The sequence below is a fragment of the Corynebacterium sp. ES2715-CONJ3 genome, from assembly GCF_024814365.1.
In the GTDB taxonomy this organism is placed as follows: Bacteria; Actinomycetota; Actinomycetes; order Mycobacteriales; family Mycobacteriaceae; genus Corynebacterium.
Genome location: NZ_JANUXS010000005.1, coordinates 59,231 through 85,135, shown reverse-complemented (window position 1 = coordinate 85,135; position 25,905 = coordinate 59,231). Strand labels below are relative to the sequence as shown.

Annotated in this window: 23 protein-coding genes; 9 read left to right on the top strand and 14 right to left on the bottom strand. The window is 52.6% G+C overall.

Annotation, left to right across the window (positions count from 1 at the left end; all coding sequences use genetic code 11):
* Positions 1-12: 12 nt before the first annotated feature.
* The 4 genes from NXT00_RS07185 (at position 13) to NXT00_RS07170 (ending at position 3,631) form a co-directional block, all read left to right on the top strand.
* Positions 13-726: an SDR family oxidoreductase gene (locus NXT00_RS07185; protein WP_259158552.1), complete on the top strand. Its 714-nt coding sequence runs from the start codon at positions 13-15 to the stop codon at positions 724-726.
* A 31-nt stretch (positions 727-757) separates the two neighbouring features.
* A complete protein-coding gene (locus NXT00_RS07180) occupies positions 758-1,060 on the top strand; it encodes an RNA-binding S4 domain-containing protein (protein ID WP_259079235.1) in 303 nt (100 codons plus the stop codon).
* 59 nt (positions 1,061-1,119) lie between these two features.
* Positions 1,120-1,929, top strand: coding sequence for a VOC family protein (locus NXT00_RS07175; RefSeq protein WP_259158551.1), 810 nt, complete (start codon positions 1,120-1,122; stop codon positions 1,927-1,929).
* 799 nt (positions 1,930-2,728) lie between these two features.
* The gene (locus NXT00_RS07170; protein WP_259158550.1) at positions 2,729-3,631 is read left to right on the top strand and encodes a CAP domain-containing protein; all 903 of its coding nucleotides are present in this window, start codon (positions 2,729-2,731) and stop codon (positions 3,629-3,631) included.
* A 771-nt stretch (positions 3,632-4,402) separates the two neighbouring features.
* On the opposite strand, the gene NXT00_RS09460 is transcribed toward NXT00_RS07170, so the two are convergent.
* The 5 genes from NXT00_RS09460 to NXT00_RS07150 form a co-directional block, all read right to left on the bottom strand.
* Positions 4,403-4,876 carry a hypothetical protein gene (locus NXT00_RS09460; RefSeq protein ID WP_396124957.1) on the bottom strand — a complete coding sequence of 158 codons (474 nt, stop codon included), beginning with the start codon at positions 4,874-4,876 and terminating at the stop codon, positions 4,403-4,405.
* Between the two features lie 50 nt (positions 4,877-4,926).
* The gene (locus NXT00_RS07165) at positions 4,927-5,181 is read right to left on the bottom strand and encodes a hypothetical protein (RefSeq protein WP_259158549.1); all 255 of its coding nucleotides are present in this window, start codon (positions 5,179-5,181) and stop codon (positions 4,927-4,929) included.
* Positions 5,182-6,035: 854 nt separating this feature from the next.
* Entirely contained in the window at positions 6,036-6,908 is an 873-nt protein-coding gene (locus NXT00_RS07160; protein ID WP_259158548.1) for a GIY-YIG nuclease family protein, read from the bottom strand.
* Between the two features lie 570 nt (positions 6,909-7,478).
* Positions 7,479-8,378 (bottom strand): alpha/beta hydrolase, encoded by a 900-nt coding sequence (locus NXT00_RS07155; RefSeq protein ID WP_259079223.1) that lies wholly within the window; start codon positions 8,376-8,378, stop codon positions 7,479-7,481.
* Positions 8,379-8,763: 385 nt separating this feature from the next.
* Positions 8,764-10,704, bottom strand: coding sequence for a M13 family metallopeptidase (locus NXT00_RS07150; protein WP_259079221.1), 1,941 nt, complete (start codon positions 10,702-10,704; stop codon positions 8,764-8,766).
* A 90-nt stretch (positions 10,705-10,794) separates the two neighbouring features.
* Here NXT00_RS07150 and NXT00_RS07145 point away from each other — a divergent pair, with 90 nt between their 5' ends.
* Positions 10,795-11,352: a hypothetical protein gene (locus NXT00_RS07145; protein WP_259079219.1), complete on the top strand. Its 558-nt coding sequence runs from the start codon at positions 10,795-10,797 to the stop codon at positions 11,350-11,352.
* Positions 11,349-12,311 carry a PrsW family intramembrane metalloprotease gene (locus NXT00_RS07140; RefSeq protein ID WP_259079216.1) on the top strand — a complete coding sequence of 321 codons (963 nt, stop codon included), beginning with the start codon at positions 11,349-11,351 and terminating at the stop codon, positions 12,309-12,311. Before NXT00_RS07145 ends, NXT00_RS07140 begins: the two co-directional genes overlap by 4 nt.
* A gap of 64 nt (positions 12,312-12,375) precedes the next feature.
* Here the strand turns inward: NXT00_RS07140 and NXT00_RS07135 are convergent, their stop codons facing one another.
* The 5 genes from NXT00_RS07135 to NXT00_RS07115 all read right to left on the bottom strand — a co-directional run bounded on the left by NXT00_RS07135 (position 12,376) and on the right by NXT00_RS07115 (position 20,599).
* Positions 12,376-15,663, bottom strand: a complete 3,288-nt coding sequence (locus tag NXT00_RS07135; RefSeq protein WP_310470466.1) for an arabinosyltransferase domain-containing protein — start codon at positions 15,661-15,663, stop codon at positions 12,376-12,378.
* Between the two features lie 113 nt (positions 15,664-15,776).
* A complete protein-coding gene (locus NXT00_RS07130) occupies positions 15,777-17,816 on the bottom strand; it encodes a galactan 5-O-arabinofuranosyltransferase (RefSeq protein ID WP_259079205.1) in 2,040 nt (679 codons plus the stop codon).
* A 150-nt stretch (positions 17,817-17,966) separates the two neighbouring features.
* Positions 17,967-18,728: a decaprenylphospho-beta-D-erythro-pentofuranosid-2-ulose 2-reductase gene (locus tag NXT00_RS07125; RefSeq protein WP_259158546.1), complete on the bottom strand. Its 762-nt coding sequence runs from the start codon at positions 18,726-18,728 to the stop codon at positions 17,967-17,969.
* Between the two features lie 45 nt (positions 18,729-18,773).
* Positions 18,774-20,201: an FAD-binding oxidoreductase gene (locus NXT00_RS07120; RefSeq protein ID WP_259158544.1), complete on the bottom strand. Its 1,428-nt coding sequence runs from the start codon at positions 20,199-20,201 to the stop codon at positions 18,774-18,776.
* 170 nt (positions 20,202-20,371) lie between these two features.
* Positions 20,372-20,599, bottom strand: a complete 228-nt coding sequence (locus NXT00_RS07115; RefSeq protein WP_259079640.1) for a hypothetical protein — start codon at positions 20,597-20,599, stop codon at positions 20,372-20,374.
* A gap of 135 nt (positions 20,600-20,734) precedes the next feature.
* On the opposite strand from NXT00_RS07115, the gene NXT00_RS07110 reads away from it, so the two are divergent.
* Positions 20,735-21,628, top strand: coding sequence for a hypothetical protein (locus NXT00_RS07110; RefSeq protein ID WP_259079194.1), 894 nt, complete (start codon positions 20,735-20,737; stop codon positions 21,626-21,628).
* A gap of 47 nt (positions 21,629-21,675) precedes the next feature.
* Entirely contained in the window at positions 21,676-22,101 is a 426-nt protein-coding gene (locus tag NXT00_RS07105) for a GtrA family protein (RefSeq protein WP_259079192.1), read from the top strand.
* Here NXT00_RS07105 and NXT00_RS07100 read toward each other — a convergent pair.
* Complete coding sequence (locus NXT00_RS07100) at positions 22,082-23,014, bottom strand: glycosyltransferase (protein ID WP_259158543.1); 933 nt, start codon at positions 23,012-23,014, stop codon at positions 22,082-22,084. The two genes, NXT00_RS07105 and NXT00_RS07100, sit on opposite strands and share 20 nt — an antisense overlap.
* A 148-nt stretch (positions 23,015-23,162) precedes the next feature.
* Between NXT00_RS07100 and NXT00_RS07095 the strand changes: the two genes are divergently transcribed.
* The gene (locus NXT00_RS07095; protein ID WP_259079189.1) at positions 23,163-23,402 is read left to right on the top strand and encodes a hypothetical protein; all 240 of its coding nucleotides are present in this window, start codon (positions 23,163-23,165) and stop codon (positions 23,400-23,402) included.
* Here NXT00_RS07095 and NXT00_RS07090 read toward each other — a convergent pair.
* From NXT00_RS07090 to NXT00_RS07080, 3 genes are read right to left on the bottom strand one after another with little or no spacing between them, the layout of a single operon-like run.
* The gene (locus tag NXT00_RS07090; protein ID WP_259158542.1) at positions 23,399-24,136 is read right to left on the bottom strand and encodes a cyclase family protein; all 738 of its coding nucleotides are present in this window, start codon (positions 24,134-24,136) and stop codon (positions 23,399-23,401) included. The two genes, NXT00_RS07095 and NXT00_RS07090, sit on opposite strands and share 4 nt — an antisense overlap.
* A 1-nt stretch (position 24,137) precedes the next feature.
* Entirely contained in the window at positions 24,138-24,920 is a 783-nt protein-coding gene (locus NXT00_RS07085) for an ABC transporter ATP-binding protein (RefSeq protein WP_259079185.1), read from the bottom strand.
* Between the two features lie 57 nt (positions 24,921-24,977).
* Positions 24,978-25,850, bottom strand: coding sequence for an ABC transporter permease (locus tag NXT00_RS07080; protein ID WP_396124955.1), 873 nt, complete (start codon positions 25,848-25,850; stop codon positions 24,978-24,980).
* Positions 25,851-25,905: the final 55 nt, after the last annotated feature.

Sequence of the window (25,905 nt, the reverse complement as noted above, 5' to 3'; positions counted from 1 at the left end):
GAATAAATTTTCATGACTTCACCAACACGTACTGCCGTTATTACCGGCGCCTCATCAGGAATCGGGGAAGCCAGCGCCAGAGCACTGGCGGCCGATGGCTGGCACGTCATTCTCATCGCACGCAGAAAAGACAGGCTCGAGAGAATTGCTCAGGACATTCGCGGGCAGGCAATCGTTGCCGATATCACCGATGATGAGGCGGTACGCCAGGCCGCTTCACTCATTCCAGCATGCGATCTCCTTGTTAATAATGCCGGAGGGGCTATCGGACTTGACCCGATAAATCACGCTAACCTCGACGAATGGCTAAGCATGTATGAACTCAACGTCCTTGGAACCGTACGGATGACTCAAGCTTTGATCGAAAAACTCACGCTATCCCACGGGCATATTATTACCATGAGTTCCACCGCAGCCCTTTACCCCTATGCCGGGGGAGCAGGATATAACGCCGCAAAATTTGCGGTAAGTGCCGTTAATAAAGTGATGCGCATTGAATATGCCACAGATGATATTCGAGTCACGGAAATCAATCCGGGGCGAGTACACACCGATTTCTCCCTCCACCGTTTCCGCGGCGATAGCGCCCAAGCCGAAGCGGTCTACGCCAACCACCTCAATCTGGAAGCAGCTGATATCGCCGAAGCGGTGCGCTGGGTGGCTTCCACCCCGAAGCACGTTAATATCGACCGCCTCGTGATCACCCCGCGCGATCAAATACTGTAGCCCTCTCATCAACCGACTAGACTCGTAGCCTATGCACCCTGAAGATATTGCGATCAAAGGCCAAGAGATCAAACTTGGCCAATTCATCAAACTCGCCAATCTGGTTGATACTGGCGGCGCCGCCAAACAAGTAATTGCCGACGGGTTGGTAACCGTTGATGGCACGGTAGATACGCGCCGGGGTAAGACCTTGCGCGGTGGCGAGATCGTATGCGTGGGTCCTAGCTGTGCCCGCGTAGTTATTGGAGGCGCAAACGACGATGACTATTTCGATGAGAAAACCGCCGATGATGATTTTGATCCCGAACAGTGGCGCTCTGTAACCTTCGACTAGTACCAGTATTACCCCTTCTAATCCGCCGAGCTTACTGAATTACCCGAGGACAACTGATTATGCCTGCTTTTCAATCCGAACCAGGAATGCCTTACTGGATCGATCTGACCACCTCCCAGATGGACGTATCCACCCAGTTTTATGAAAAAATTTTTGGCTGGGAGATTGAAAAGATCAGTTCCGATTATCGCCTTGCCCGCCTTCAAGGCCTCCCAGTGGCGGGTTTCGTTGAACGCCCTGAACAGTCCCAACAACCCGATACCTGGGTCACCTATTTCCAGGCGGGCGATATCGCCCGAAACGTGGCACACGTTGAGGAACTAAGTGGCCAAGTACTCACCAGTCCCCGCAGCGTCAAACTCGGTTCAGTAGCATTGCTAGTGGATCCAACCGGGGCACTCTTTGGGCTGGTAGAACCTGAAGGAGAGGATTCCTTTATCGCTGCCGGTGAACCAGGAACCCCCGTGTGGCACGAACTAACAGCCACCAAAGACTTCGATGCAGCCCTAGATTTTTATGCGGAGCTCTTTGGGTGGGCCCTTGCGACGAGCGAAGACCATAGCTACGCCACTGCGCTTATCGACGGTTCAGGGTTCGCTGGCATCTATAATGCCCGCGAAGAATTCCCACCCCATATTCCAAGTTTCTGGCAAACCTTCCTCGGGATCAAAGACGTAGATCTTATCCGCGAGACGGTCGTGGAATTAGGCGGTGAGATCTTGAGAGAACCCTTCGATTCTGGGTTCGGCCGCATGATGATTATTGCAGATCCGACGGGTGCGCTGGTCACCTTGTGTAATATCGACGAGCCTGTAGAAGAAGGCCGCGAATCAGATCCCCTTGAGGGTTTTGACCTGCCAGGGCTCTAAGGAAGAAGAGGGCTAGACTTATCGGACGATGAAGGTGGCACCTCAGCTACCCGAGGGTATCTTTGGTGGGATTTAGATAAGACTCAGATATCCAAGGGTGACAAGGACGCTAGTTAGCGAGATCGACCTTGGATTGGTCCCGCCTGTAACGAAGCAATCTAAAGTCGCCTTTCTTATGGGTCTGTCTTAGCACTTGCTGTGAGCTGCAAATCTGCTTGGCTAAGATCCGACTAGGTAGCGACCTTCTACGTTGGCCAGGGGAAGATTCCGTATCGTCGGTACTCTAAATTGTTACGTAGATATAGATATGCTAGCTGGTAGCGGTCAGTTTCACCGCGCTTCTCATATGAAATCTCTGACCTGAGATAATGCCTATCTATCTGAATTTTAAAAGATTCTTAGGAGGATGATTTAGCTAGTGTGAAAGAGGGGTGTAAATTGCCTGCTAGGAGCCCAAAAAATGGTCGGGGCCGCAATTCACCTATCGCTATGAAGCCAATTGAAACGCATCAAACCTTACGGTACTCGATGATAGTCAGGGCTCAAGCTCCCCCTTGATAGGAATAACCTACATTTGACAACATGAACCCAGCTGAATCATAAACTTCTTCGCATGATAGTGCTGAAAAGCCAGAGGACTATTCTGTGATCATTGTTATATTTTTCTAAGCCTTCGCTATCGATACTGGCTAACAGCTTTTGTGAAATCCGTAAGAGAAAGACGATTACACGAAACGGCTCTCCGAAAAGATAAGCTTGAATATGGGAGAACCTCCTAAAAGGAACTAAGGAAAATACTATGAAGAACATGACTAACGAGGTCAAGAGACGTATCGTTGCGGTAACGACGGCTCTAGCTGTTACCTCTGGGGTCGTAGCAGCCCCCCAGGCAATCGCAGCGCCATCCAATAACTCTGCTAATGGCCAAAACGTTTCCAAGGGGCAAGGGCCTGAGACTCAGGTTATCTCGATCATCGGGGCAATCCTGGGTGTATCGGTTCTGGCTGCCTTTCTCGCAGCCATCCTGAGCCAATCGAAGGACAACGCTGCTCTTTCATCTGAGATCATCAAGGACATCGGTGACAATATTCCTCAGGGGAATACTCCGGCACCGGCGCCGACACCGCAGCCGCGACCAAACCCACGTCCAGCACCTACCCATGACCCAGCTCCAGCGCCAACTCCGACTCCTTGGGACAAACCCAATGACCCCTATATGAAGGAGTCTGAACTTAGAGAGGAGGCGTTGCGACAGTTCGACGAATGGAATAGGTACCGTCGGATGAACGGCCTTCCTGAGGTTATTTGGGACCATAGGATGGAACAGGACTGCTATCGTTGGGCCGATAAGCTTGGACGGTTCGCTACACCTGAGGGGCCTCATGGAAACAAGCTCATCAACCAGAACGTTAAGTTTGCTCACGAAAGTCCCTATATCGAGTCAGGCCTTGATCCTGAGTATGCCGAACTCGTAATGAAGGTAAGCCCTGATCGCTACTTCGCGGAGAATACACTCGCCACATTCTATGGAGACTTCCAGAAAGCCCTAGAAAAGTTCAAGGCTTCACCAGGACACAATCGGAATCTTCTGCGGGGCAAGGGAACCGGGCAACCTCGTGGAGCCGTCTCAATCGTGAGAAGTAGCTTCGATGGCATATATGGCATGAGACAGTATGTTGTGATCTACCGAATCAAAGAATAACCTATCTGTAAAATGCAGGCTCGTTTGTATCATTAACGATTCAAGTTCCCCTTAATTGGTTGTGAATGGGCTTGTCGGAGACGGCGGTGGAAACTAAGCTCTACCTCTATCGCCGTCTTTTCTATACCTTTCTTCGAGACATCCATAAAAAGTGCAACCCTGAATTCTGACGGTGGCAAGTTTCTGATACAAGCTTTTACCTGTGAGAACGACCACAGAAGGAACCGCATGTGGCCACGATACAACTGAATTGAAATAGGGATAGCCCCGCATAAACTTCAACAGTTGCAGTCCACCTATCGCTACGAAGAAATTGAAACTACGGAACCGTTCTCGCTGAATACATGAGTGAGCATCGCAACTACAGTACGCAATGTTTTAGGAGATTATACGAGACCGAATCGTGTGTGCTCAGGCACGTATTGGAATTATTCAAAATAGAACTCCACGGTGACGTCACTACCGTTCGGGTTCAGCGTGGTACTCTGCCAGCGGTTCGCAGCTAATGGGAATTAGTTCTTGAGCCTGCTGTCAGCGAGTGAGACCAGAAGGCCATATCAGGGGCAGGTGCTATTAGCAATTGTGCTCAGCTAGAAAACCAGCTATTACCTGGCGGCTAATGACAGTAGGCTTTCCATTGGCCGTTTTATTCCCGCCTAAGCTCATTTTCGCTCATATCAAAATGGGAAACAATTTCGGCTCTAGGATTGTGTCAACTGATCACTTTCGCCATGCCATAGCTATCCCATGAAAGGTCTTTCTCGCCAGCGATTATAAGGATATTGGCTCGGGTATCCTCAGCCGCGATCGAATATACGTATCCACCTCGACGGCACAGTTATAAGAACCTCTAGGAATGGAGGGCGACTCAGTTACCGAAGGGATGAGCATACTGGTAATAAAGATAAGGAAAGAGGACTTCTGAACATTTACAAAAAAGAATCTCTTCGCCCTTCCTATCCACGATGAACCGTGGTTTTTAAAATTAAGGCCGAAGAATGTGTACGCAGATGGTGCGATCAGAACTACGTTATCTATCACGTCATATTCAGTCGCGAAATGAAAAGCGTACTCCGCGCCCATCGATGTACCTAGGACGGTGATAGGTTCATCATTGCTGGTATTTTTCGGCACATAGGCGAGTAGGTCTTCGAACTGCTCCTGTGGAAATTTAATTAATATTGCAGGTTGATTAACCAAGCCGAGCGTAGAGGCCGCGAGAGTTTCGTAGCCAAGCTGCGCCAGCCGTCGGGCTTTCCTAGGATTAGGGCTGCCTTCAGAGCTGCCGTAACAGACTATGACCTCTTTGTGGGTTTTATGTCAGGGGTCAGGTGGACGTCTTGGAAGGCCCTGTCGCGAACCTCTTTGATATCCATACCGTTTACGCTCGTAGAATACGATCGCATATCTGTTGCATGAGCGAAAGAATTACTGGGAATATCGCTGTTTTTGTTATAAAACCGCATCGATACAACAAGGACGCAGAGTGCTACGGCGACAACGATAGCGGATACGGCCATCCATAACGGAATCTTCTGTGGCCTAGACACCGATGTTTCTCCTCACCGCTGATCGGTAATAAATATAGATTCTCTAAACACGAAGAGATGGTGCTTGACCCGACCGTACGCTGCTTGCGCTCTTCCTGATTCCCTTAATCGGCCACACGAGGTGGTCAAAAATTTCCGGTCTGATAGTCCTTATCGAGGATATGGGCCCAGCAACCGGGGTGGGCAGAAGCCCGCCCCATGTGCTGTATAAGTACGCTGATCCGATCGTTGGGTATTGAAATATTGTTTGTAGGTAATCAGATGGTGGAAGTGATCCCTAGTTTCAAGAATGGTTGTGTGCGGCATATACGCTACTATTCTCTTGCAGAGTACAAGGACTATCTTCTGCACTACTGCACACCTTAATAGACTTGCTAAGAGTTGCTGATTTTGATCTAGGATTAACCTTTTGCATTGTGATTCTATGTCTCGAATTGACTCCATAAATTAGACCTAAAGTGGAAGAAATACCACTGGGCTGGCTGTCGAGAAGTGAGACAAATGCAGAAACAGAAAGCAGAATCACCTTGCGCGGAGGGAAACCAGTACTAAGTACCTATGACGTAAAAGGAACCCGTTGAAGTGTGCATATTGATGAATGACCTAATATGATCACGGAGTGATGCGGCGTCTAGGAGATGTGAAGATCTTCTACAGTACTCCCTGGAGCGCTCGATGATCCAAATTTACTCACTAAGCTCGGCGATCAAATGCAAATGGTAGAGCGATATCATTGATGCAAGCGTGCGGTTTTAAGGTACCGAAATTTTCAATTAGTGTTGCCGCACTTAGCAAAACAGAAACCGCTATGACCAGTCTCGGGGTGATGGGGATGTTTTGGTTACAGTTTGCGGTTATGAGGAGTTAGTAGATCCTAGTTCGGCTTGCTCTAGTGCACGCAAAGTTACGCCATCGCTGTTCTTCCAGGAAGTTTTTCCGGAAGTCGATGCCCCAATGAGAAAACTAGAGGCCGTTGAGGGTGAGGTGAATAGCGTATCTCGCAGCAGCTTGTGATCGGCGCTTACTCGATCTGCGAAGCGCTGTCTGTTTTTCTTAACAGATTCTGGTGCCGACTCTGTAAGTCCCTCTCGCAGTGTGGCCCCCGCGAGAATAACAAAGCCATCGTTAGTTTGGCGGCCAGTACCACATGCTCCAGCGGCCTTTAGATAGAGTAGAGGCTCTACTTTGGGAGACAACGCTGGTGATTCTGGCGCAATGACCTTTGCATCATCGACTGCATCGAATACTCGGTAGCCAAGCGAGCCGATAGGGATTTTGGCGTTGGCAATGAACTCATCGAGGGCGGCTTTCTTTTCTTCGGTGACATTACCGGGGGAGGGATCATTGCTATTGACCGCACGAACTCGATCGGCGACTAAGGCATGCTGGTAAAAAGCATTTTCCAGATAAGAAATCTCGGTTGGACCAAACGAGTTGTCCGAGTCGATGATCAAGATGGAATGAGTGAAATAGTCTAGTTTCTCCTCGCCAAGGTGCTCTGCCACGCGAGCGAGCACCCCGTTTCCGTTCTTGCGTTCACGGGCTTGTCCGACATAGAGAAGTTCTTCTCCGGATTCGGTGTCATTACCGAACAGCAGGTAGACGCCCGTCTGGTTGAGCTCGGAGCGGTTTTTAGAACGATGGATTTCTGTACGGGGGATGAGATAAACCTTGCCCACCCAGTTATCTAAAGAGCATTTGATCCGACCGTTGGGTGAGCCATCCATCAAGAACAATTGTACGGTCCTAGGAAATACCATGGTTCACCTTATATCTTTTCTGTCTCCCGACTATGATCATTGCTCCAGCCCACTTGCCGCAATGCTACACCTGCAATTGGTACGTATCAGTGCGCAGCGTCGCACTATCCTCGCTTCGGCTTTACTGTTTGGTAGCGATTGGCTATCTACGAATTAATTTTGGTAGAAAGCATCGTCCGAACCTATTTTAGCACCCTCATTTGGGTCTTATTCCCCATTCTCTAAGGGACGTATGACGTCTCGATAATCATACGGCTGAATGATCCGACTGATTCCTTTGTGATTGTCTCGATAGAGACTGCCACGAAGCGAAAATTTATCCTTAACAGTTCGATTTGACGGTACCGTTAAGGACGTTTTGGTAAATGCCCATACAGCCTTGGCTGTTTGGGGCTCATTCGAGGTGGAGAACCACTGGCTATCGCTGCCGCTGCGGCCCGCGATCAGTGGTTAGCCCTAATAGCAAAGTAGTTATGTTCTGGACCCGAATTCAGGACTTGCGTCTCGCCGCACCTTAAAGAGGACCACAGATAATAATTAGCTCTCGTGGGCATAGTTGCTGCGGAAAAACTCAGCGATATCGCGAACCCGCTGCCTAGCCACCGTAGGCGTGGACACTCGATGCTCAGAGGTATAAACCTGAGTGCGCACCGCAGAAGCCTCTTCGAACCACGGATAATGGCCAGCAATAGAATCGTGGCTGGCAATCTGCATGAAAGTGGTGGGAAGTGTGTCAAGGGCCGGGAAATCAGTGCCACCGCGTATATCTTCGGGTAGTCCATCAAGCTCAAGATGGGGGAAGGTGAGTGCGAGGGCGTCAAAAAGCTCAGCGCAAAGAACGGCAAGCGCACCGCCAGAGGAATAACCCCAAGCGCCCACCCATGGAGCACCTTGACTACGAATCCACTCGGCGGCCTGGGTGACGGCAGCGATCACGGCTGGGAGATCGGACTCAGGTAGGAGGGGATAGTCGAGATCAACAATGGTAACCCCAGAAAGCTCCGCGAGACCCGCGACCTCAGGGCGCCAGGCATTCTCGAGCGCAACCCCAGAGCCTTTCCACCAACCACCAGGGTGGAGGGAGATGGCCCAAGCACCGCTGGGTTGAGAAGGCCTAAAGATTTTTGCATTCAGCTCAGGTAGATCCTCAACCGTGATGCCGTCGATAAAGGCCACCCCTGGCATAGCGTGATTTACGGCCGCACCCAACATTAACATGGAGGAGTGGGTGAGACGGTCCGGGAGCATGGCGTCGAAAGTATCGGCTGGGAGTGGATCGGAGGGGTTATCGGACCACGGCGGGTTCTTCTCTGGGGCCTCATAATGAGCATGAATATAGGAGGCGAGCTGCTCGAGCTGTTCTTCTTCGCTCATATCGCGGTCGATACCGCCAACTTGGAAGGCTTCACGTTCGGGGTCGGAATATGGATTAGTCATGGCATCATGGTAACCACACTCGTGTCTAAACTGCTAGGGCGTAGCCGCAAGATTGGAGAAGCAGAATCACCATGCATCGTCTATGCCACTCTGATTGGCGCTATCCTGGTGCTCATGCGGTGCATCTTCACTGCAACGTACTATCGTGTCTTTTCGACATCCACCGACCGCACAGAAAAGGCACTCTGTTAAACGGAGTAGTGCAGATGAGAGCCCTTGAAAATTAAAAGGATAGAGAGTAATTCCGGCTCAGATCCTCATGGGGACCTTGAAAAACCGCTGCCCATATAACCCTAAGTTGTAGGCCCACCAGCTTTAGCGGACCTTGGGAATAAGCAAAAACCCTCGCCGTCAACATTTTTCGGCGAGGGTTGGTTTGTCTCTGCTACCAGATAGTGACGCGATCTTCTGGGGCGATATAGACCGGCGCATCGGTGGGAATATCGAAGGCCTCATAGAATTCAGCTATATTGCCCGCAATGATATTGCAGCGGAATTCCGCTGGTGAGTGCGGATCCACAGCGAGAAGTTGTGCCTGATACTCAGGGCGTTGCTTGGTGCGCCACACATGCGCCCAGGAGAGGAAAAGGCGCTGCAGACCGTTATAGCTGTGCTCGTATAGCTCCGGCGATCCTCCCTCTACTGCAAAAGGCTTGCTAGGGGTATCGTCGATGCTCATACCGTGATCGTCCAAGTAGAGGCGGTAGGCGACCACCGCGATCCCTAATCCACCTAAGTCGCCGATATTTTCTCCGAGGGTGAATTCGCCATTGACACCAGCGGTATCAATTCCGGCGTCGATAAGCGTGTGGGGAACCTTACCGTTAAATTGCTCCACCAAATTGCCGGTGAGCTGAGCAAAGGCGGCCCGATCCTCGGCAGACCACCACGAGTTGAGGTTGCCGTTCCCATCGTACTGGGACCCTTGATCGTCGAAACCGTGGCCGATTTCGTGGCCGATTACTGCTCCAATGGCCCCGAATTTCTCCGCCGCGTCGGCGTCTTTATCAAAGAATGGAGGACGCAAGATAGCCGCGGGGAAGGTGATATCGTTAACCACCGGATTATAGAAGGCGTTGACGACTTGTGGATTAGCAAACCATTCCTCGCGGTTAGCGGGCTTGCCAATCTTATTTATTTCATAATCATGGGCAAAAGCGCTTCCCAGGCGGTAGTTAGCAACCAGATCTGCCCCCGCGGAGGAGAATTCGAGGCCCGAATAATCTCGCCAAGTATCGGGGTAGCCAATCTTAGCTTGGAATTTACCGAGCTTTTCGAGGGCCTTCTCACGAGTTTCCGGGGTCATCCATGGCAGTGAGGAAATACGTTGACGGTAGGCGCGAATAAGATAGTCAACCAGTTCCAGCATCTCCTCTTTATAGGAGGCGGGGAAATGCTTGGCTACAAAGAGTTTTCCAATGTCTTGGCCCACAAAGCTTTCGGCTACCCCAAGGGCGCGCTTCCACCGATCGCGTTGCTCAAGGGAGCCCGATAGGGTGGTGCCGTAGAAATCGAAGTTGGCCTTCGAGATCTCAGCGGTGAGCAGGCCAGCGCGATCTTTGATGATATGCCAAGTAGCCCACAACTTCCACGCCTCAAGATGAGATTCATCTAGGAGAGTGCCCAGATGGTCGAAGTAGTCAGGCATCATCACAATATAGCGACCCTCAGGGAATCCAGCCGCAGTTAGGATTGTGCGCAGATAGGCGGGGAGATCCTCGCTGTTAACAGGATTGAAGGTTTTTACTGCATCGCGGGTGCTCACCACATCCCAGTGCCCTTGAGCCAGCGTAGTTTCCAGCTCCAGAATGGTGCGTGCAGCTTCCTCCGGATCTGAGATCTGCGGGATAAAGCCCAGCATTCTGACAATATGCGCCTGATAGAGAGATCTAATTTCAGCGTGTTCGCTCTTGTGATAGTAGGCCTCATCGGGTAGCCCCAAACCTGCTTGGTACAAGTAGGCGCTAGCATTTTCGAGGGCAGAATCTTTTTCAATATAGGCACCGAAGGGAAGGGAGATACCCACCCGGCTCAACGCGCCCAAAGCGTGGAGGAACTCATCGATAGTGGAGATATCCACGAGTGCAAGGTCAGCGTCAATAGCGCTTATCCCTGCGCGTTCAACGCCATCAGTATCCATATACGAGGCATAGAGCGCGCCAGCTCGCGTATCAGGATTCTCCAGTAAAAGCGCGTGCGTATCAGCTTCTGCTTGGTCGCGTAAAGCATAGAAGGTCCCGTCAGAGGGACGATCATTGGGGATCTCGTGGGTATCGAGCCACGAGCCGTTGACGAACCGGTAAAGATCAGTGATATTTAAAGCCATTACTCCAGTGTAATGCTGAGTCTGGAATCGTGCGTCGGCAGTGTTCTCTGGTCCTGCACAAGGGCAGTGAATGCCCTAGAATTACCACTCATGAGTCGTTTTCAGTACAACCCCCCGACGAATGCGAAACAGTGGTGGGCCATTGTTGGCATCTTCGCCCTGCTGTTGCTCCTTCCTATAGGGCTCGCAGCCGTGGTACCCGAAAAAATCCGCGAATCCGAAGTTATTTTAGGCGACGAGGCCTATAACTGGACTGTTCCGGTGCGCAATGCCGAAGGCGAACCGCTCGTGTGTCGCATCGTCAGCGATACCCTTTATACCGGATCGTGGGATTGCGATGGCATCACTATTGATAGCTCGGTCGTCGAGGCGGGTAGCAACCAGCGCCGAACCGTTACCCGAGCTATGCGGGGGTATATACAGCCTCTGGGTCCTAGTAGCGAGGTGGAGTTTAGCGGTAATATCGCGCGCATGCGAACACTGGGCGACAATCCATATTTCGAGCTCGGATTCAACTTTGGCACCGGCGATAATTCCAATAATGCCCTCATGGTTGTGGTGGGTGGAAACGAATACGATCCGCGCATCGCGGAGGTTTTCACCGCACTAGATAATGCCCCGAAGAATCCCCAGGAGAGTGCAGCATGAGATATACCAAACCCCTCCGCATTACCTTATTAATTGTCACAATCCTCGCGGCCCTCGGGGTAGCAGGCGTGGTGGGACTATCTGCGGTGCTCTCACCGGCATCTATTGGCCTCGGCTTGGTGCTGGTATCGATCTACCTCATCGCTTTTTATTTTCTTATCAGTCGCTCCGGGTTCGCGCCGAACGCCGGTTTTGCGTGGGTATTTAGCTCATTCGCGTGGGGTTCGGCCGTGTGTTTTGGGCTAGCCACATTCGTTGGTACCGCGGTCTCTGAGGTCACCGGTAAATTAGGGTGGGATATTGTCGCCGCCTCCTTTGGAGGCGCTTACCCAGAAGAAATAGCTAAGACTTTGGGCGTTATTTTAGTAATGGCTGCTTTTACTCAGCTCAATCGCCCCTGGCACGGTTTCGCTACCGGAATTATTGTTGGCTTAGGTTTCGATACTATTGAGAATCTGCTGTATGGGCAGATGGGGGGACTGATCCACCCAGATAGTGATATTGAGGGCACGTTGATGATGTGGGGCCTGCGCTCGATTGCAGGTCCAGGCCTCCATATCCTTTTCACCGGAATCGCTGGCTACGGTATTGGCCTGGCCATGACGAGTATTGGCATTAGCTTCGCGCAGCGCCTGAAATATGGGGCAACCTGGTTTGCTATTGCCTTCGTACTGCACTTTGCGTGGAATCTCCAGATTCCCACTGAAGTGATCCTCATCGGTATTTATATCATTGTGGGCCTGATTGGTTATCCGCTCTTTATCTATCTGTGGCTACAGTGCCGCAAAGCCGCTCGGGCAGATCGTGATCAGCCTCAAACTCCCATCAGTTCGCTTAGTGAACTCAATGAATTAGTTCCCCTCGATCACAGTCGCGAGCAACCGCGATTATTTGGAGAAAAGCCTTTTGTTACTCCCATCGCTTATGTGGGACTGACCGCCGAAGAACCTCGCGATTAAGCCTCTATAAGAGTCAAGCCCGCACCGTGGATAGGGTGCGGGCTTATTATTTTTCTAAGTCTCTTTAGCTATCTCCTCGGCTACCATTTTCGATAGCTTGGTGCCCTGGATTCCACAACCCGGAGCGGGTAATAATTTCTTGATCGATGATAGCCGGGGTGGGTATTTCACCTACGGAATTTGCCCGCGGCTGATAGATCTCAACACTGCCCCAGTCGCGCTTCCAGTCATCCTTGGCGTAGCTGGGCAGCTCATAGGATTCATTGACCGCCTCCGCAGGTCCGAGTGCACCGCCGCCATAGTAGTCCATGAAATTCGAGCCCTGCATCTTGCCATCGGCATCTGCACTAATGCGATAGCCTGGAATTTCTGCCACACCCGCATAGTGGTTAAAGGGGCGCTGGCAAGGGAACTGGAAGCCAACGGCCCAATCGATCATGCCTGGTTGATCGTGGCCAATCACCTGATCGAGAGGAGCCAGGGTGGGAATACGCGGTGGGGTGAAAGCTATCCATTGCCGGTAATCGGGGGAATCATCGATAGCATGCAGGCGCACGACGGTCGCTTCAGTTGGGAGCGCATCGAGAGGTAAGCGCAGATTCCGCCACCGGTTCGTGGGCACCATAATTGCGTCATTGAGGTAGAGTTCACCGAGCTTTTCCAGTTCTCCCTGTTCATTCTCGGCGCCATATTCTACAAGCAGGCGGCGACCGTCTTTGCGCACCCCATCCTGATCAAAATAGGCGATCTTACCTGCAGCACTGACCACTAATAGTGGGGCATCCTCACGTTGGGGAGGCAATTGGTACCAGCTGGTAATAGCTTCGGCATAGGGTTGCTCAAAATTGGAATACGATCCCAACACGGGAACTGTGCGGTAGTCGAGGTTGAAGGGGAGACGAATGATTGAATCGTTGACGCCCTCTTCATTTTCTGGGCGTAACCCTTGGTTGGTATTGAGGGTCTCCGCATCTGAGACGAACCCCGTGGAGCGGCTACCTAGATAGGGTATGCGGTTGGGTTCGAATCCTTGGAATTTTGGCCCGGATTCTAGTGATTGCCCTAAGGTCGTCCCGATGGGCTTGAGGAAGGACTCGTTCGTGTCTGTCTCAACCAAGGTATCGCTTGCCAGAGCACAGCGATCGCCGGCGAGGGTACGAAGATTGCCTAAGCCAATTGAGTAGGCAGGGTATTGCGAGACGAAGCCTTTAGCCAGCGAGGCCATGCTAAAGAGCACCGTGAGTGCGCACAAAGCAGCGATCGGTGCGGTGAAGATATGGGTGAATAGGCGCTTTTTCTGTGGTGCGACGTCATCGCCGTGTTCCCCATCGAGACCTGCCTGATGGCGTACTGCCTGGATGGCTCCAATCAGCAAAATAACCAGGGCGATAGCCAGCATCACCGAAGAGGCTTCAATAGCCTTGATCTGGATTGATTTATCCCACCATGGCACTCCATAGGAGGCCACATACCAGTAACCGTTTGTGGTCGAGAGCGAGAATGCATAGACGAAGAGGAGACCACCAACAAAGAGGGTGCGCGCAGATTTCGACCGGGTGGAGAAATCACTAAGAGCCACGGCAGCAAGCGCGCTAAGAGCCGGGGCGATGCCGGCCCATACACCGAAGTGGTGTGACCACTTGGTGGGGGTGAAGCTCATGAAGAAAAGAGTGCCAATAAAAACCAGTACGAGCCGTAGCGAAGGCCCTTGAGCGGAGCCGGGTACCTTGCCGTGGCGTAAAATAGAGGCAAAAACGAGGCCTACCGCAATAAATGCGAACAGTACCGCAAATCGACGAGCGAAAGAGCCATCGACAGTCTGCTGGAAGAGCACCTCATAGCGTTGCCATTCCTGGAACCACTTCAAAGAGGGGCCGATCTCGCCACGCACATGGATGGATTCCAGCACTGTCGCGAGAGTTTGATCGCCGAAAACCGCCACGAGAACGGCCGTGCCAGCGGCAAAGAAGGGACCGAGGAAAACGATCCAGCTCAAGCCATGACGACGCTGTGTCCCTAAGGAGCTCAGTCGTATGCTCATGGTGCGTAATAATTGCGGAAGGCTGACTAGCAGCACCGATACCGCCATCAACCCCGTGGGGCCGCAGGCAAGCGTGAAGGCAGCAACTATGGTACCTACGGCAGCGGGGAAGAGACGCTGATGGGCAATTGAACGCTCGAAGAGTACCCACGTGACTAAGGTACCCAGGGCAATAATGGGCTCCGGGCGTAGACCGTTATTATAGGGAAGCCAGAAGCTTAGGAACATCAACGCGGCAGTCCACTGTGCGGCCCGGCGAGTTTTGAGAGCTGGCCCTAAGCGCGGCAAAATTTCGCGCGAGAGAATCAGCCAGATACTTATTCCCGCTATCAGAGAAGGCAGCCGCATCCACATCGAGGCCGTCGATACCTGCGAGAGCAGGGTGAGGAAATCATAGTAAGGGGCACCGAAAGGAGATTCTGGAACCCCGAACCACCGGTAATAGTTGGCCATATACCCGGCCCCGTCCTTAGCCCGGGCCATGGTGAGAATAAAGCCATCATCGGATGTATTGGCACCAAAAACATACCAGTAACCTAAGACCGCTCCTACCAGTCCATCGAGGATGCGTGGCTTGAGAAAATTCTTAGGCCAGTAGCGATGGCGACCTAAACGATCCAGGCGATCGAGACGATACAGACTAAAGAGAGCTATACCGAGGAAGATAGCGCCCAGGATCATCGTGGAGTACTTCAGCACAGTCGGTGAAGAGGTATAGCGGGAATTAATCTCAACTCGAGCCATAAGACCGGCATCAATGAGTGCGTCAGCATCACCGGTGAGCTCGGTATAGATACCAGAAACTTGCGGGCGCAGATCCTTCTCGTCCTCGCTCTGCCCAGATAAATCTGTGCCGGGAATCTCGGCTGTGCTCAGTTCCTCGGTGGTGGAAATCTGCAGAGTCGCATCCTTAGGCAGCTCGGCCACCTCCGCGGCAGGAACCTGTAGGAGGATGGTACCTAAGGAGGACACCTCAATATTGCCTTCTATGCTCCGAACAAAAAGTCCGCGAGTGGCGGATTGCTCACTCGAGGGTGGGAGCGTGGAGAAGACGAGGGTTTCATCGTCACGCAATTGCTCTAATGCTTGCAGCGGGATGGTGGCATCTAGCCGCTGCGGGGCATAGGAAACCAGCGGGGCGCTGATCTGGTTGAGGGAGCGATTCTGGGGCCACTCGAAGGAGGACTGCACCTGATTCACCGGCATGAACGGGGTCAGAATGAAGAAGAAAAAACCCAAGACTCCAGAAAGGGCAGCGAGTTTCTTCAGCCATCCAGGAGCCTGACCCAAGGTCAGGGATCCAGGTGCCATATCTTCGTGGATCGGGGGTCGAGTATCCGTAGCAAGAGAAGAGGAATTCATAAGACCGTTGGATGTGATGCTTTCAGAATGATCGGGGGATAAGGGGCGGGGGTGCGGATGAGTCACTGCCTAGTCACCACCACAAATGATCCTACTGGGGTGATCTCCCAAGGAGAATTATCGCCGAGAAAAACGGCAGGGTTAAAGCTACTGCCCTTAAAACGCACATTGGGATTGTTGGGGTAGATATCCTCGGCTATATCGAAGATCCACCCGTCGGGTTTGTCTCCTGTGGCCAGTTGCTTCTGTAGAGCTTTGAGATCCCCGCGCAACACAATGGCATCAGGGATGCGCCACGGACTGTGTTCCATGAGAGTGATCAGGTCTTGGCCCGTCATCTGCTCTTTCCAGGAGGCTTCGGCCCAGGATTCGATGGCCGCATTGCGAGCCTCAAATTCACCTAGGGGATTGGCATAATGGCTGGTGAAGGCTTGGTAGCCGCGGAAGGGGTGGAAGGCTAAAAGATTGCGCTGATCAGTAAGGACGATGATCTCACGGGCGGGTTTTGCTATCTTCGCCATAATCGTGTCAGCGATCTCAGGGTAGTATTTCTCGGCATTGGGGGGATAAAGATCTGCCCGGTGGCCGCGGCCATCGGTATCGGTATAGGCCAAATCTATGGAGTGGGCTAAACGATTCGGAATATTTTGTACATAGGACACACCACCGATCGATAAGATAACCACCATAAAAGTGGTGAGTGCTTGGGAAAAGCCGGGGCTGAGGCCTCCAGGTTGGGCGGTGGTTACGAGCCGGTGGACGCCCAATAGACGCAACTCAGCCAAACCTAGTACCCCGGCGGTAGCCATGATGAGTGCCACCACGGCATCCAGGCGGAAACCTAAAAGCGTGGTACCGGTGAGGGTTACAGCCATCGATAGCGTAATCCACCCGTAGAAAACCATGAGCGAGATCCCCATGGTGGCAATATCTGGGTGGGACCACCGTATTAGCAGATAAATTAGGCCGATCAGGCAGATGACTCCCAAAGCATCAGGGATCAGCATAGGAAGTGGGAACTGCGAACCAGCGAGCGGCAGATATTTTTGGGCGGCGGAACCGCTGGTGGGAGCTCCGGAGAAAACTTGATACAGATAGGGTGCCCACCAGATAGCGGCTAAGAGCATGGAACCAATACCCATGATGCCCAGCCGTAGTACAGGTGCGAAGGATTTAAGGACCAGGGCCGCAAAGCAAGCTGCCACAACTATGCAGCTCAAGGCCACCACCGCGGTATAGAGCGTATAAGAGGAGGCTGAGATCCCAAGGTACAAGGTCATGCCCACAAGCGCTAGATTTCCGCCAACTAAGGCGCGGTGCACCATGATGGTTGCCGCCGGAACCCCGAGGGCAATGATAGCCGCATAGGGCTCTTCCGCACTCGTTACAATCGCAATACATACGCTTACCAACGCGATGGCGGTAGCTACGGGGAGGCTTCCAGTTAGACGTTGCCACACCGGGACGAGCACGCTTCCAGCCAGGGCAATCGATACCATTGCCCACGGTTGGAAGACTTCCCATCCAGGGAGATTAAGTAGATCGCCCAATCGGCCGCCAAACCAGAACCACATGCCGGGATAGTAAGAGGGCATATCGATATAGTTCATATCTGAGAGTTGCCATGAGTCCGTGAGCCTCGTCAGAAACTGGGTGCGGAAACCCTGATCAACTGTCACTCCTGATAGATATAGCGAGGTGGCAGAGAGGGGGATAGCTAGGGTGGTTACTACTAGTGCAGCTGGGGATAAATAGCAGATAAAGTAGCTGAAAATCTGTCGCCACCGAGGGGTGCGACGTGCGTGTGCTGCATCGCTCATAAGGAAGTAGACCACTAGTCCAGTTACCAACACAACCAGCATGGACCCGAGGGAGGAGAGAGCTCGGGTCACATTGGAGGGGCCAAACGCGGGCAGATTTGTGGTGTGAATAATAAGCCACGAAGCGAGGGTGAAAAGCCCACCGCCGAGACCCGCTAGGATTATTGCGAGCACAGTGACGGGGGTGGCCAAAACATCAGGGGCATAAGCCGACGGGTGCTGGAGGTGCTGTGTTTGGCAGCGCGAACCCGAAAGACTTGGTGATTGGTCCTGAACAGTCATTATTTTAGTTTCCCATACATAGAGCCAATTATGCGCATACGCCACTGTAACCACAGGGGTCTATGTGACAAAAAGCAGGTCTTGATCATCATGATCAAGACCTGCTCGGTGCCTAAAAGAGCCTGTAAAAAACCTCTAAAAACAGAAGAATTAGAAGGGGAGTTTACGGAAGATTGCCTGCGGAATCACCTTGAATACGAGCGAAACGTACTGGAAGAGAGGATGGACGAAGATCGCATCTTTCTTGGCCACCACAGCGTTGAAGGTTGCCTTTGCGACATCTTCGCGATTTACGGTCAGCGGTGCTTCACCAGCCTCTGCGCTCATCTTGGTACGAACCTGGCCAGGGCGAACGACGAGTACGCGCACACCAAATTCGCGCAGCGCAACGCCTAAATTGACGTAGAATCCGTCAAAGCCAGCCTTGGCAGCGCCGTAGACAAAATTAGAGCGTCGGACACGCTGCCCAGCTACGGAACTGAGAGCGATGAGGTTTCCGTGACCCTGTTTCTTCAGGTATTCACCCAGGAGTACGCCCACAGAGACGGCTGCGGTGAAGTTGGTCTGAGCGGAATCGACAGCCAACTTCTGGTCTTGCCAGAGGGCTTCTTGATCCCCGAGGGTACCAAAGGCCACAATGGCAACGTCGATATCGCCGCCAGCAAAAGCCTGGTCGATAACGGCTGGATGGGAGTCGAAGTCGGTGGCGTCAAAATTAATGACCTCCACCTCCTGGGCACCCCAGGCTTTGACGTCATTGACGGCGATGTCGAGGCGTGGGGATTTATCGCGGGCAGCCAGAATGACCTTGGCTGGACCCTTATCTAAGAATTCTTTGACAATGGCGAGTCCGATTTCGGAGGTGCCCCCGAGGAGCAAAATAGATTGGGCTTGGCCCACAGCATTAAGCATTGATTGATGCCTTCCTTTAAGAAAGTGTGAGGAGAGGGAAATGAATTAGTGAAGCTCGAGGCGACGCGACATATCTGAGGCGAAAACACCGTGCGGGTCGATCGCATTGCGGGTTGTGAGCCAGTTTTCTATCTCTGGGTACATCTTGTGGAAATTCTCTGCCGAGGTCCGTGATTCCTTAGCTAAGTAGAGACGGCCACCGAATTCCATAACTCGGCGATCCAATTCATCAAGGAAGGTTCCGAGGCCGCGCTTGATGGGGAAGTCAACGCAGACATTCCAGCCCGGCATTGGGTAGCTGAGCGGGGCGCGGTTACCCGGTCCGAAGAGCTTAAATACATTCAGAGCCGAGTAGTGGCCAGAGCGCTGTATATCCCGGATGATCTCCTTGAAAGGCTCCACGGCATCCATGGGGACCACGAACTGGTACTGCAAGAAGCCACGCGAACCATAACCGCGGTTCCACTCTCCGATCAGGTCCAAGGGCTGATAGAACTGAGTGAGGTTTTGCACCTGATTGCGGTAAGTGCCGGACTTGAGCCACCACAATTCACCAATGGCCATCATGGATAGCTTGTTCATGGTGAATGAGGGGAAGATATCAGGAACGGTCACTAATTGGGGCGCATTGAATTTCAGCGGATCCTTAGCCAGCTTAGGATTCAATTCCTCGAGCTGAGCCAAGGTAGCCAGCGAGCCTCGCGAAATAGCGGAGCGGCCGAGTTTGGGTTCTGGGGAAATAGCATCGAACCATGCGGAGGAGTAGGTATAGTTCTTCTCCGAACCATCGGAGTGGAATTCGATGGTCTCGTCCAAGTTGGCAGTGAGATCGCCATCTGCGATGAAATAGGCGGTCTCGGTTCTGGTCATCTTGATGCGGGCGCGCACAATAATGCCGGTCAAACCCATGCCACCGACGGTGGCCCAGAAGAGGGAGCCATCGGGATCGTCCGCAGAGCCTTCTGGCTCAATATGGAGGATCCGGCCATCGGCAACAAGCAGTTCCATCGATAATACGTGATCGCCGAAAGAGCCGGCGGAGTGGTGGTTCTTGCCGTGAATATCGGGGCCGATGGCACCACCGATCGTGACCTGGCGGGTACCAGGTAGAACTGGAACCCAGAGCCCATATGGCAGAGCGGCTTTCATGAGTTGGTCTAGAGTGACACCACCATCTACATCAACAACTGCGGTTTCTGGATCGATGGAATGGATCTTATTGAGATCCTGCATATCGATGACCAAGCCGCCAGCGTTTTGAGTAGGGTCGCCGTAGGAACGCCCCATGCCACGGGCAATAACACCGCGCTTGAGATAGTCCGGCTTCGCGGCATTATCCTCGGCCACCAGGCGGACGGCTCGCACCATTTCCTCGAGATCGGGGGTGCGCAGCACCTGGGCGGTGGTGGGGGCGGTGCGTCCCCAACCGGTGAGTTCCTGAGCTTGGGTAGCAAGCAGAGAATGATCAGTCATGAAGGGTCTAGCCCACTTTCTTAGGTAAAAAGGACTGTTTTCTTGATACAGATAACGATTCCACCCTACCCATGTGCCGTGGCACTATCCCAATACCTTCGGTGTGAGATTGTACCGAGCACGGGATCGGGTGAGAGAAAGATGACGGGAGTATAACGCGATACTCCCGCTTAAAGATCGAGAAGGCGCCGAATCTCTTCAGGCAACTCCTCCTGGGAGGTGATTGTCGGTCCTTCGTAGGATTCCAAGATGGAATAGATCCGCCCGCGCGAATCTGAATCGAGGAGGGGAAGCTCTTCAGCAACCAGCCGCGTCATATGATCGCTCATGGGCAGATTCGTGCGCTCTGCCGCGACATGGGGCTTTGGTTGCTGCTTCTTTTTAAAAAGACCAAACATATCATCCATGGTACTTCCTCAAGTAGCACCAAGAGGGGAGCAAAACTGAGAATATACTGGCAATATTTCCAATATTTATCAGTGCCGCAGAGACCACACCACCCTGATTAAGAATCTGTGTCTAGGCTGGAGTCTATGCCCACCTCACCGCCTGCCACCCACGTGACCTCATTGACTGCGGTGCGGGCTGCAAAAATGAATAAGGCGGCAAGCGAATGGGGTACCCGAACGAGCATTGTGAGGATTCAAGCGGTATCAGCCACTGAGGAAATCGTACGCTTTATTGGGGTCAATCAGGCTCTCAGTATTGCCGAACTTAATGCGCTTTTACCTACCGTCTTCGGTATCGACGGCCATAAATCTGACTGCTGTACCACGGCTGCGAAACTCTACCCCGCCCTGGATCCTGCGCGTTTAGTGGGGGAGTATCTAGCCGAGCCAGGCGAGCATCTGCATCAAGAATGGGGACTGTGGTCCTTCGATACCGAAGTCCTCGATATTATCCCCCGCGATATAGCCACCCCCGATATTATCTGCATCGCAGGGGTTGGAAATTTCGGCCCAGGGGAGTGCGATCCGCAGGCGATTAATGCCACACTCACCGGCTCGAAGGTCATTCACGAGGTTTTAGCCCTAGCCCACGAAGAAGTGGTCGATATCATCCGCACCTCAGGTATTTATGATTTTGTGCCTCTACTAAAAGCCATAGATTTTTCGCGAACCCCAACAATAGATGCGACCATTAGCCAGGTACTCTCGCAATTACCGATCGAAAAAGAACCTCATAGGAGGCAGGCCTTCTGGATCTGCGTATTGGCCTTTAGTTGTATGAGCAGCAAAGAGCGCACCGATTATATAATTTCTTCCCTGATTGACGGACTTGATCTGGAAGGAGAAATCGATCCAGCGAGCGCTCGGCTGATGTGCCAACAATCCTTGGCGGCGCTTGCTTCCTTGGGAGCGGGGGGTCGAGAGACCATGAATCTTGCAGAGCGGATGGATATTTATCGCGAATTGCTTAGGCGCTAACGACCCCTGATTTTAGCCGACTGCGCGGTGCGGTATGCTCTATGCTCATGAGTGCCCAACCACCATCTTCCTCTTTAAAAACCCAGTTGAGTCGCTTTATTGCGGTGGGTATTGTGGCGGCCATTGTAGATTATGGCAGCACCTTAATCCTGAATTACCTCTTCGGCTTCCCGCGCTCAGGTGCTAAGGCCCTCGGGTGGTGTGCTGGCACTGTGACTGCGTATGTGATGAATTCTAAATGGACATTTAATGCCACGACGTCGAAGAAGTCAGGGCTTGCTGTTGCTGCTCTCTATCTGTCCACCTTCGCGGTACAGAATTTTGTTTACTATATCCTCAACGCTCCGCTGAGCTCCTTAGGCCTCGAGCAAGCAGCGGTAGATACCGTCTCCTTCGTCATAGCCCAAGGCCTGGCCACTATTACCAATTTCGTGGTGCAGCGTATGGTGATCTTTAAAGAACCTCGGGGCTAGGTCGGATAAATCGTTCCTTGCGCCCTAGACGGTGAAGTTTCAGCCACTTTTTAAAGCCCGTAAGATCGCGGCGTTGCACAAGGAAAAACCAGCCGAAGCGAGCATATTCCTGCGGCAAAAGCCGCCGCATCCCAGGCTGATTCATTAGATAGCCACGATTGCGGTAGGTGAAAAAGCGTTTATGTTCATTATCGGGATACTGCGTGTGCATCCGTCCGCCCAAAATGGGCTTAAATTCTGCCGCCCCGTCGGGGTGTAGATAGGCGGTTGTTAGGCAGGTACCAAAGCGTAGCCCAGAGCGCGCTAATCGACGGTGGTATTCTACCTCGTCGCCCCGAATGAACAGCCGCAAATCTGGAACCCCGATAATCTCCATGGCCTCGGCGGAAATAAGAGCGCCATTAAAGAGAGAGGCAATCCCGGCAAGCATATCTGCCTCCGGATGATCGGGATCGACCAATTCGTGCCGATGACGGCGCCAACTGAGCCCGCGCCTTAAAGGAAAAGCCAGCTGATCGGGATGATCTTTGGTGCATACCACGGGGGAGACCTCAGCGAGTTGATGCCGCTCGGCACAGTGAAGCAAGGTGGTGAGCACGTGTTCATCGGCGGGATGCCCGTCATCGTCGGCGCACCAAATAGCATCTGCGCCTAGCGATAAGGCGTATAAGAAGCCGTAGGCGAAGCCTCCGGCCCCTCCTAAGTTGCGTTGAGAGGGAAGGTAGATTCCGCGTTCGCCAGCGATATCCGTAAGCAGATCGGCTACCTCATCTTCGGCACCATTGTCTACCACGATAATCCAGTTCACTGGGGTGGTTTGATTCGCCACAATCTCTAAGGATTGGCGTAATAAATCAGCACGGTGGTGGGTGACAATAACGGCGGCAATTTTATCCTGCAAGCTCAATACCATAAGGGATATTGTTGCATATCCATCCCTTATGTCTATTGATTGACGGTTCGTTTATAGCAATGACTGCACCCTTGAGTGGGGAGCATGGCTCGGTTGATAGACTAAGCAGACACAGCCCAAAAGAACGATCGGCAGAAAGCGAGACCACATGCGCGTACTCACAGGAGCAACCCTGATCAGCTGGATTTTAGTGGCCGTCGGGATGTATATCCGTTATAACTTTATGGAACCCGTCGGGGCCGGTGGAATGAGCCCTGCCATGACCGTGCTATTTTTTAGCATCCTAGGGATTAGTCTGGTATCCCTGGTTCTCACCGCCACTCTCATTGTCAGCCTATGGACTCTTTGGCGTCACCCCGAACGCTTTAAAGAAGGAAATAATTACTAAGAGATCAGCGCGATAGCTCGCGCTGGAAAACCGGTACCACCCAGAGGCTTAGGCCACGAGGCCCATAAAAGTCCACCGCGCGCCGGGAGCTTATCGAGGTTGGTGAGCAATTCTATCTGCCACCGATCATGCGCCAAGATCGCATACTGGGCCGGCATCTCACCGCGGTCGACGAGGAATCCAGGATCAGTGTCAAAGGTTTCATGTCCGATGGCTCTAATACCGCGATGTTGGACTAGGAAATTAATGGCATCGACAGTCCACCCTGGACTATGGCGATGACCGTGGTTATCGAGACCTAGTAGTGCGTGCTGATCCGGCCAGCGCTTCGACCAGTCAGAGCGGAAAGCCACAAAACTATTCTCGGGAATCGGCCCATAGGTGGCCTCCCAGGAGACGAGCGTCTTTTTATCGAGCTGAAAATCCGGGTTCGTTTGTACGTCACGGTGATAATCTAGGACCACCAGCGGGCTGATCATATCATCGGTATCAATACGATCAACCGTGCGTCCAGATTGCAGAAAGTGTGCTGGAGCATCAATATGGGTTCCCCATTGTCCGACGAGACGGTACTGGGTAACTGCGTAGCCATTATCTGCAATATTTGTGATCTCAGTGCGTTCTTCTACAGGATCGCCAGGGAAATGTGGCTGGGTGGGATAAAAGGTGTGGGTGAGATCCACCAAGTGGGCACAGCGCAGTTGGGCGTAGAGCTCCCACAGATCTTGGTTCACCTTAATCGCTTTGGCTCATGATGCGTCGCACATGATCGGCGGCTTCCTTGCCTTCATAGGCCTGGACAATCTCCGGGATGGGGCCTGCTTGGCGTAGTTGTCCGTGATCCACCCAGATGGCAGTATCACATAGCTGCGCTAGGAAATCATTGGAGTGAGAAGCGAAGACGAGGATTCCTGAGCGCTCTACTAGCTCTTGTAAGCGAGTGCGCGCTTTGGCCATAAAGGCGGCATCAACGGCACCGATGCCCTCGTCGAGAAGCAAAATTTCAGGCTCGATAGAGGTAACGACGCCTAAAGCCAGACGGATACGCATACCTGTGGAGTAGGTGCGTAGTGGCATAGCGAGATAATCGCCGAGTTCGGAAAACTCCGCAATATCGTCCATCTTCTTACGCATTTGTTTGCGTGTTTGGCCAAGGAAAAGCCCACGGATCACGATATTTTCATAGCCTGAGATTTCTGGATCCATGCCCACCCCGAGATCAAAAACCGGGGCTACTCGGCCACGTATATGCGCGGAACCGCGGGTAGGTTCGTAGATGCCCGAAAGGAGACGGAGCAAAGTAGATTTGCCGGCGCCGTTATGGCCCACCAGACCCACGCGGTCGCCTTCTCTTAGGTGAAGATTGATATCGCGCAGGGCCTCAACCACCACCGTATTATTTTTATTGCGCCCAATCGCGCCACCAGCGGCACCGAGGAAGGCCTTCTTCATGGAGCGAGATTTGGCGTCGAAAATAGGGAAATCAACGCACGCATTATAAGTATCGATGGAGACCATGATCGTTGTCCTTATTGTTGTTATCTGGGGCTGCGCGGAGGTTCTAGTTAAGGGAGCCTAGACCCAGTAATTCACCCTAAAACGCCAGTATTTCATGGCCAGTAGCGCCACGATAAGGCCTGTGGCGGTGCACGCGATGACAACCCACCAATGGTAGGCGGGTAGATCCGCACCAATTAAGGGGGCGCGCACCACTTCCATATAGTGATATAGCGGATTAAGCTGCGCTAATTTTGCGCGCTCTGAGATGGTGCCACCTTGATCCTTCAAGGTCTGAGTCATCCACACAATCGGGGTGATATAGAAGAGTAATTGCACTCCAGACTCCAAAAGGGGCGCTACATCGCGGTAGCGGGTTGCCACTATTCCGAAGAACATCGACACCCACACCCCATTGATAATGAGGAGCGCCATCGCAGGTAAGGCGAGCAGGAGGTCCCACCCCAAGGGGCGGGGAAATACCAGCATAAGGACGAGCCAGATCACCAGATTGTGGGCGAGAAAAAGCGTCTGCTTCCACACAAGGCGGTATACGTGGACGGAGAGAGCAGAAGGGAGCTGCTTGATAAGGCCCTCATTGGTGATAAAAACCTCGGCTCCTTCCTTGATACAGCCCGAAATAAAAGTCCACATAATAAGGCCCACTGTCACGTGCGGGAGAAAAGTCGCTACCGGGATTTTGAAGAGCACAGAGTAGAGAAAACCGAGGGCAAGGGCCATCACACCGGTAGCAATCGTGATCCATAAGGGGCCTAAAACGGAGCGTCGATAGCGCTGTTTAATATCTTGCCAGCCTAATTGCAGCCACAGCTCGTGCTGCTTAAAACCGCGCACCAGATCGTGCCACGCTGCACCGAATGTGCGCGAGTGCGACGGCTCTGGGTCGATACCGTCCGCTGCAGTTATTCGCTCAATCTTCGCAGCGATCAGGGGATCGGGGGCTGGTTGAGGGTGACTTGGGTTCGTGAAATTCTTGTCTTCGTGC

Bases quoted from the DNA above. Each gene is read 5' to 3' on its own strand.
- NXT00_RS07185 (WP_259158552.1), top strand. From the start codon at position 13: ATGACTTCACCAACACGTACTGCCGTTATTACCGGCGCCTCATCAGGA.
- NXT00_RS07180 (WP_259079235.1), top strand. From the start codon at position 758: ATGCACCCTGAAGATATTGCGATCAAAGGCCAAGAGATCAAACTTGGC.
- NXT00_RS07175 (WP_259158551.1), top strand. From the start codon at position 1,120: ATGCCTGCTTTTCAATCCGAACCAGGAATGCCTTACTGGATCGATCTG.
- NXT00_RS07170 (WP_259158550.1), top strand. From the start codon at position 2,729: ATGAAGAACATGACTAACGAGGTCAAGAGACGTATCGTTGCGGTAACG.
- NXT00_RS07160 (WP_259158548.1), bottom strand. From the start codon at position 6,908: ATGGATGGCTCACCCAACGGTCGGATCAAATGCTCTTTAGATAACTGG.
- NXT00_RS07155 (WP_259079223.1), bottom strand. From the start codon at position 8,378: ATGACTAATCCATATTCCGACCCCGAACGTGAAGCCTTCCAAGTTGGC.
- NXT00_RS07150 (WP_259079221.1), bottom strand. From the start codon at position 10,704: ATGGCTTTAAATATCACTGATCTTTACCGGTTCGTCAACGGCTCGTGG.
- NXT00_RS07145 (WP_259079219.1), top strand. From the start codon at position 10,795: ATGAGTCGTTTTCAGTACAACCCCCCGACGAATGCGAAACAGTGGTGG.
- NXT00_RS07140 (WP_259079216.1), top strand. From the start codon at position 11,349: ATGAGATATACCAAACCCCTCCGCATTACCTTATTAATTGTCACAATC.
- NXT00_RS07135 (WP_310470466.1), bottom strand. From the start codon at position 15,663: ATGGCACCTGGATCCCTGACCTTGGGTCAGGCTCCTGGATGGCTGAAG.
- NXT00_RS07130 (WP_259079205.1), bottom strand. From the start codon at position 17,816: ATGACTGTTCAGGACCAATCACCAAGTCTTTCGGGTTCGCGCTGCCAA.
- NXT00_RS07125 (WP_259158546.1), bottom strand. From the start codon at position 18,728: ATGCTTAATGCTGTGGGCCAAGCCCAATCTATTTTGCTCCTCGGGGGC.
- NXT00_RS07120 (WP_259158544.1), bottom strand. From the start codon at position 20,201: ATGACTGATCATTCTCTGCTTGCTACCCAAGCTCAGGAACTCACCGGT.
- NXT00_RS07115 (WP_259079640.1), bottom strand. From the start codon at position 20,599: ATGTTTGGTCTTTTTAAAAAGAAGCAGCAACCAAAGCCCCATGTCGCG.
- NXT00_RS07110 (WP_259079194.1), top strand. From the start codon at position 20,735: ATGCCCACCTCACCGCCTGCCACCCACGTGACCTCATTGACTGCGGTG.
- NXT00_RS07105 (WP_259079192.1), top strand. From the start codon at position 21,676: ATGAGTGCCCAACCACCATCTTCCTCTTTAAAAACCCAGTTGAGTCGC.
- NXT00_RS07100 (WP_259158543.1), bottom strand. From the start codon at position 23,014: ATGGTATTGAGCTTGCAGGATAAAATTGCCGCCGTTATTGTCACCCAC.
- NXT00_RS07095 (WP_259079189.1), top strand. From the start codon at position 23,163: ATGCGCGTACTCACAGGAGCAACCCTGATCAGCTGGATTTTAGTGGCC.
- NXT00_RS07085 (WP_259079185.1), bottom strand. From the start codon at position 24,920: ATGGTCTCCATCGATACTTATAATGCGTGCGTTGATTTCCCTATTTTC.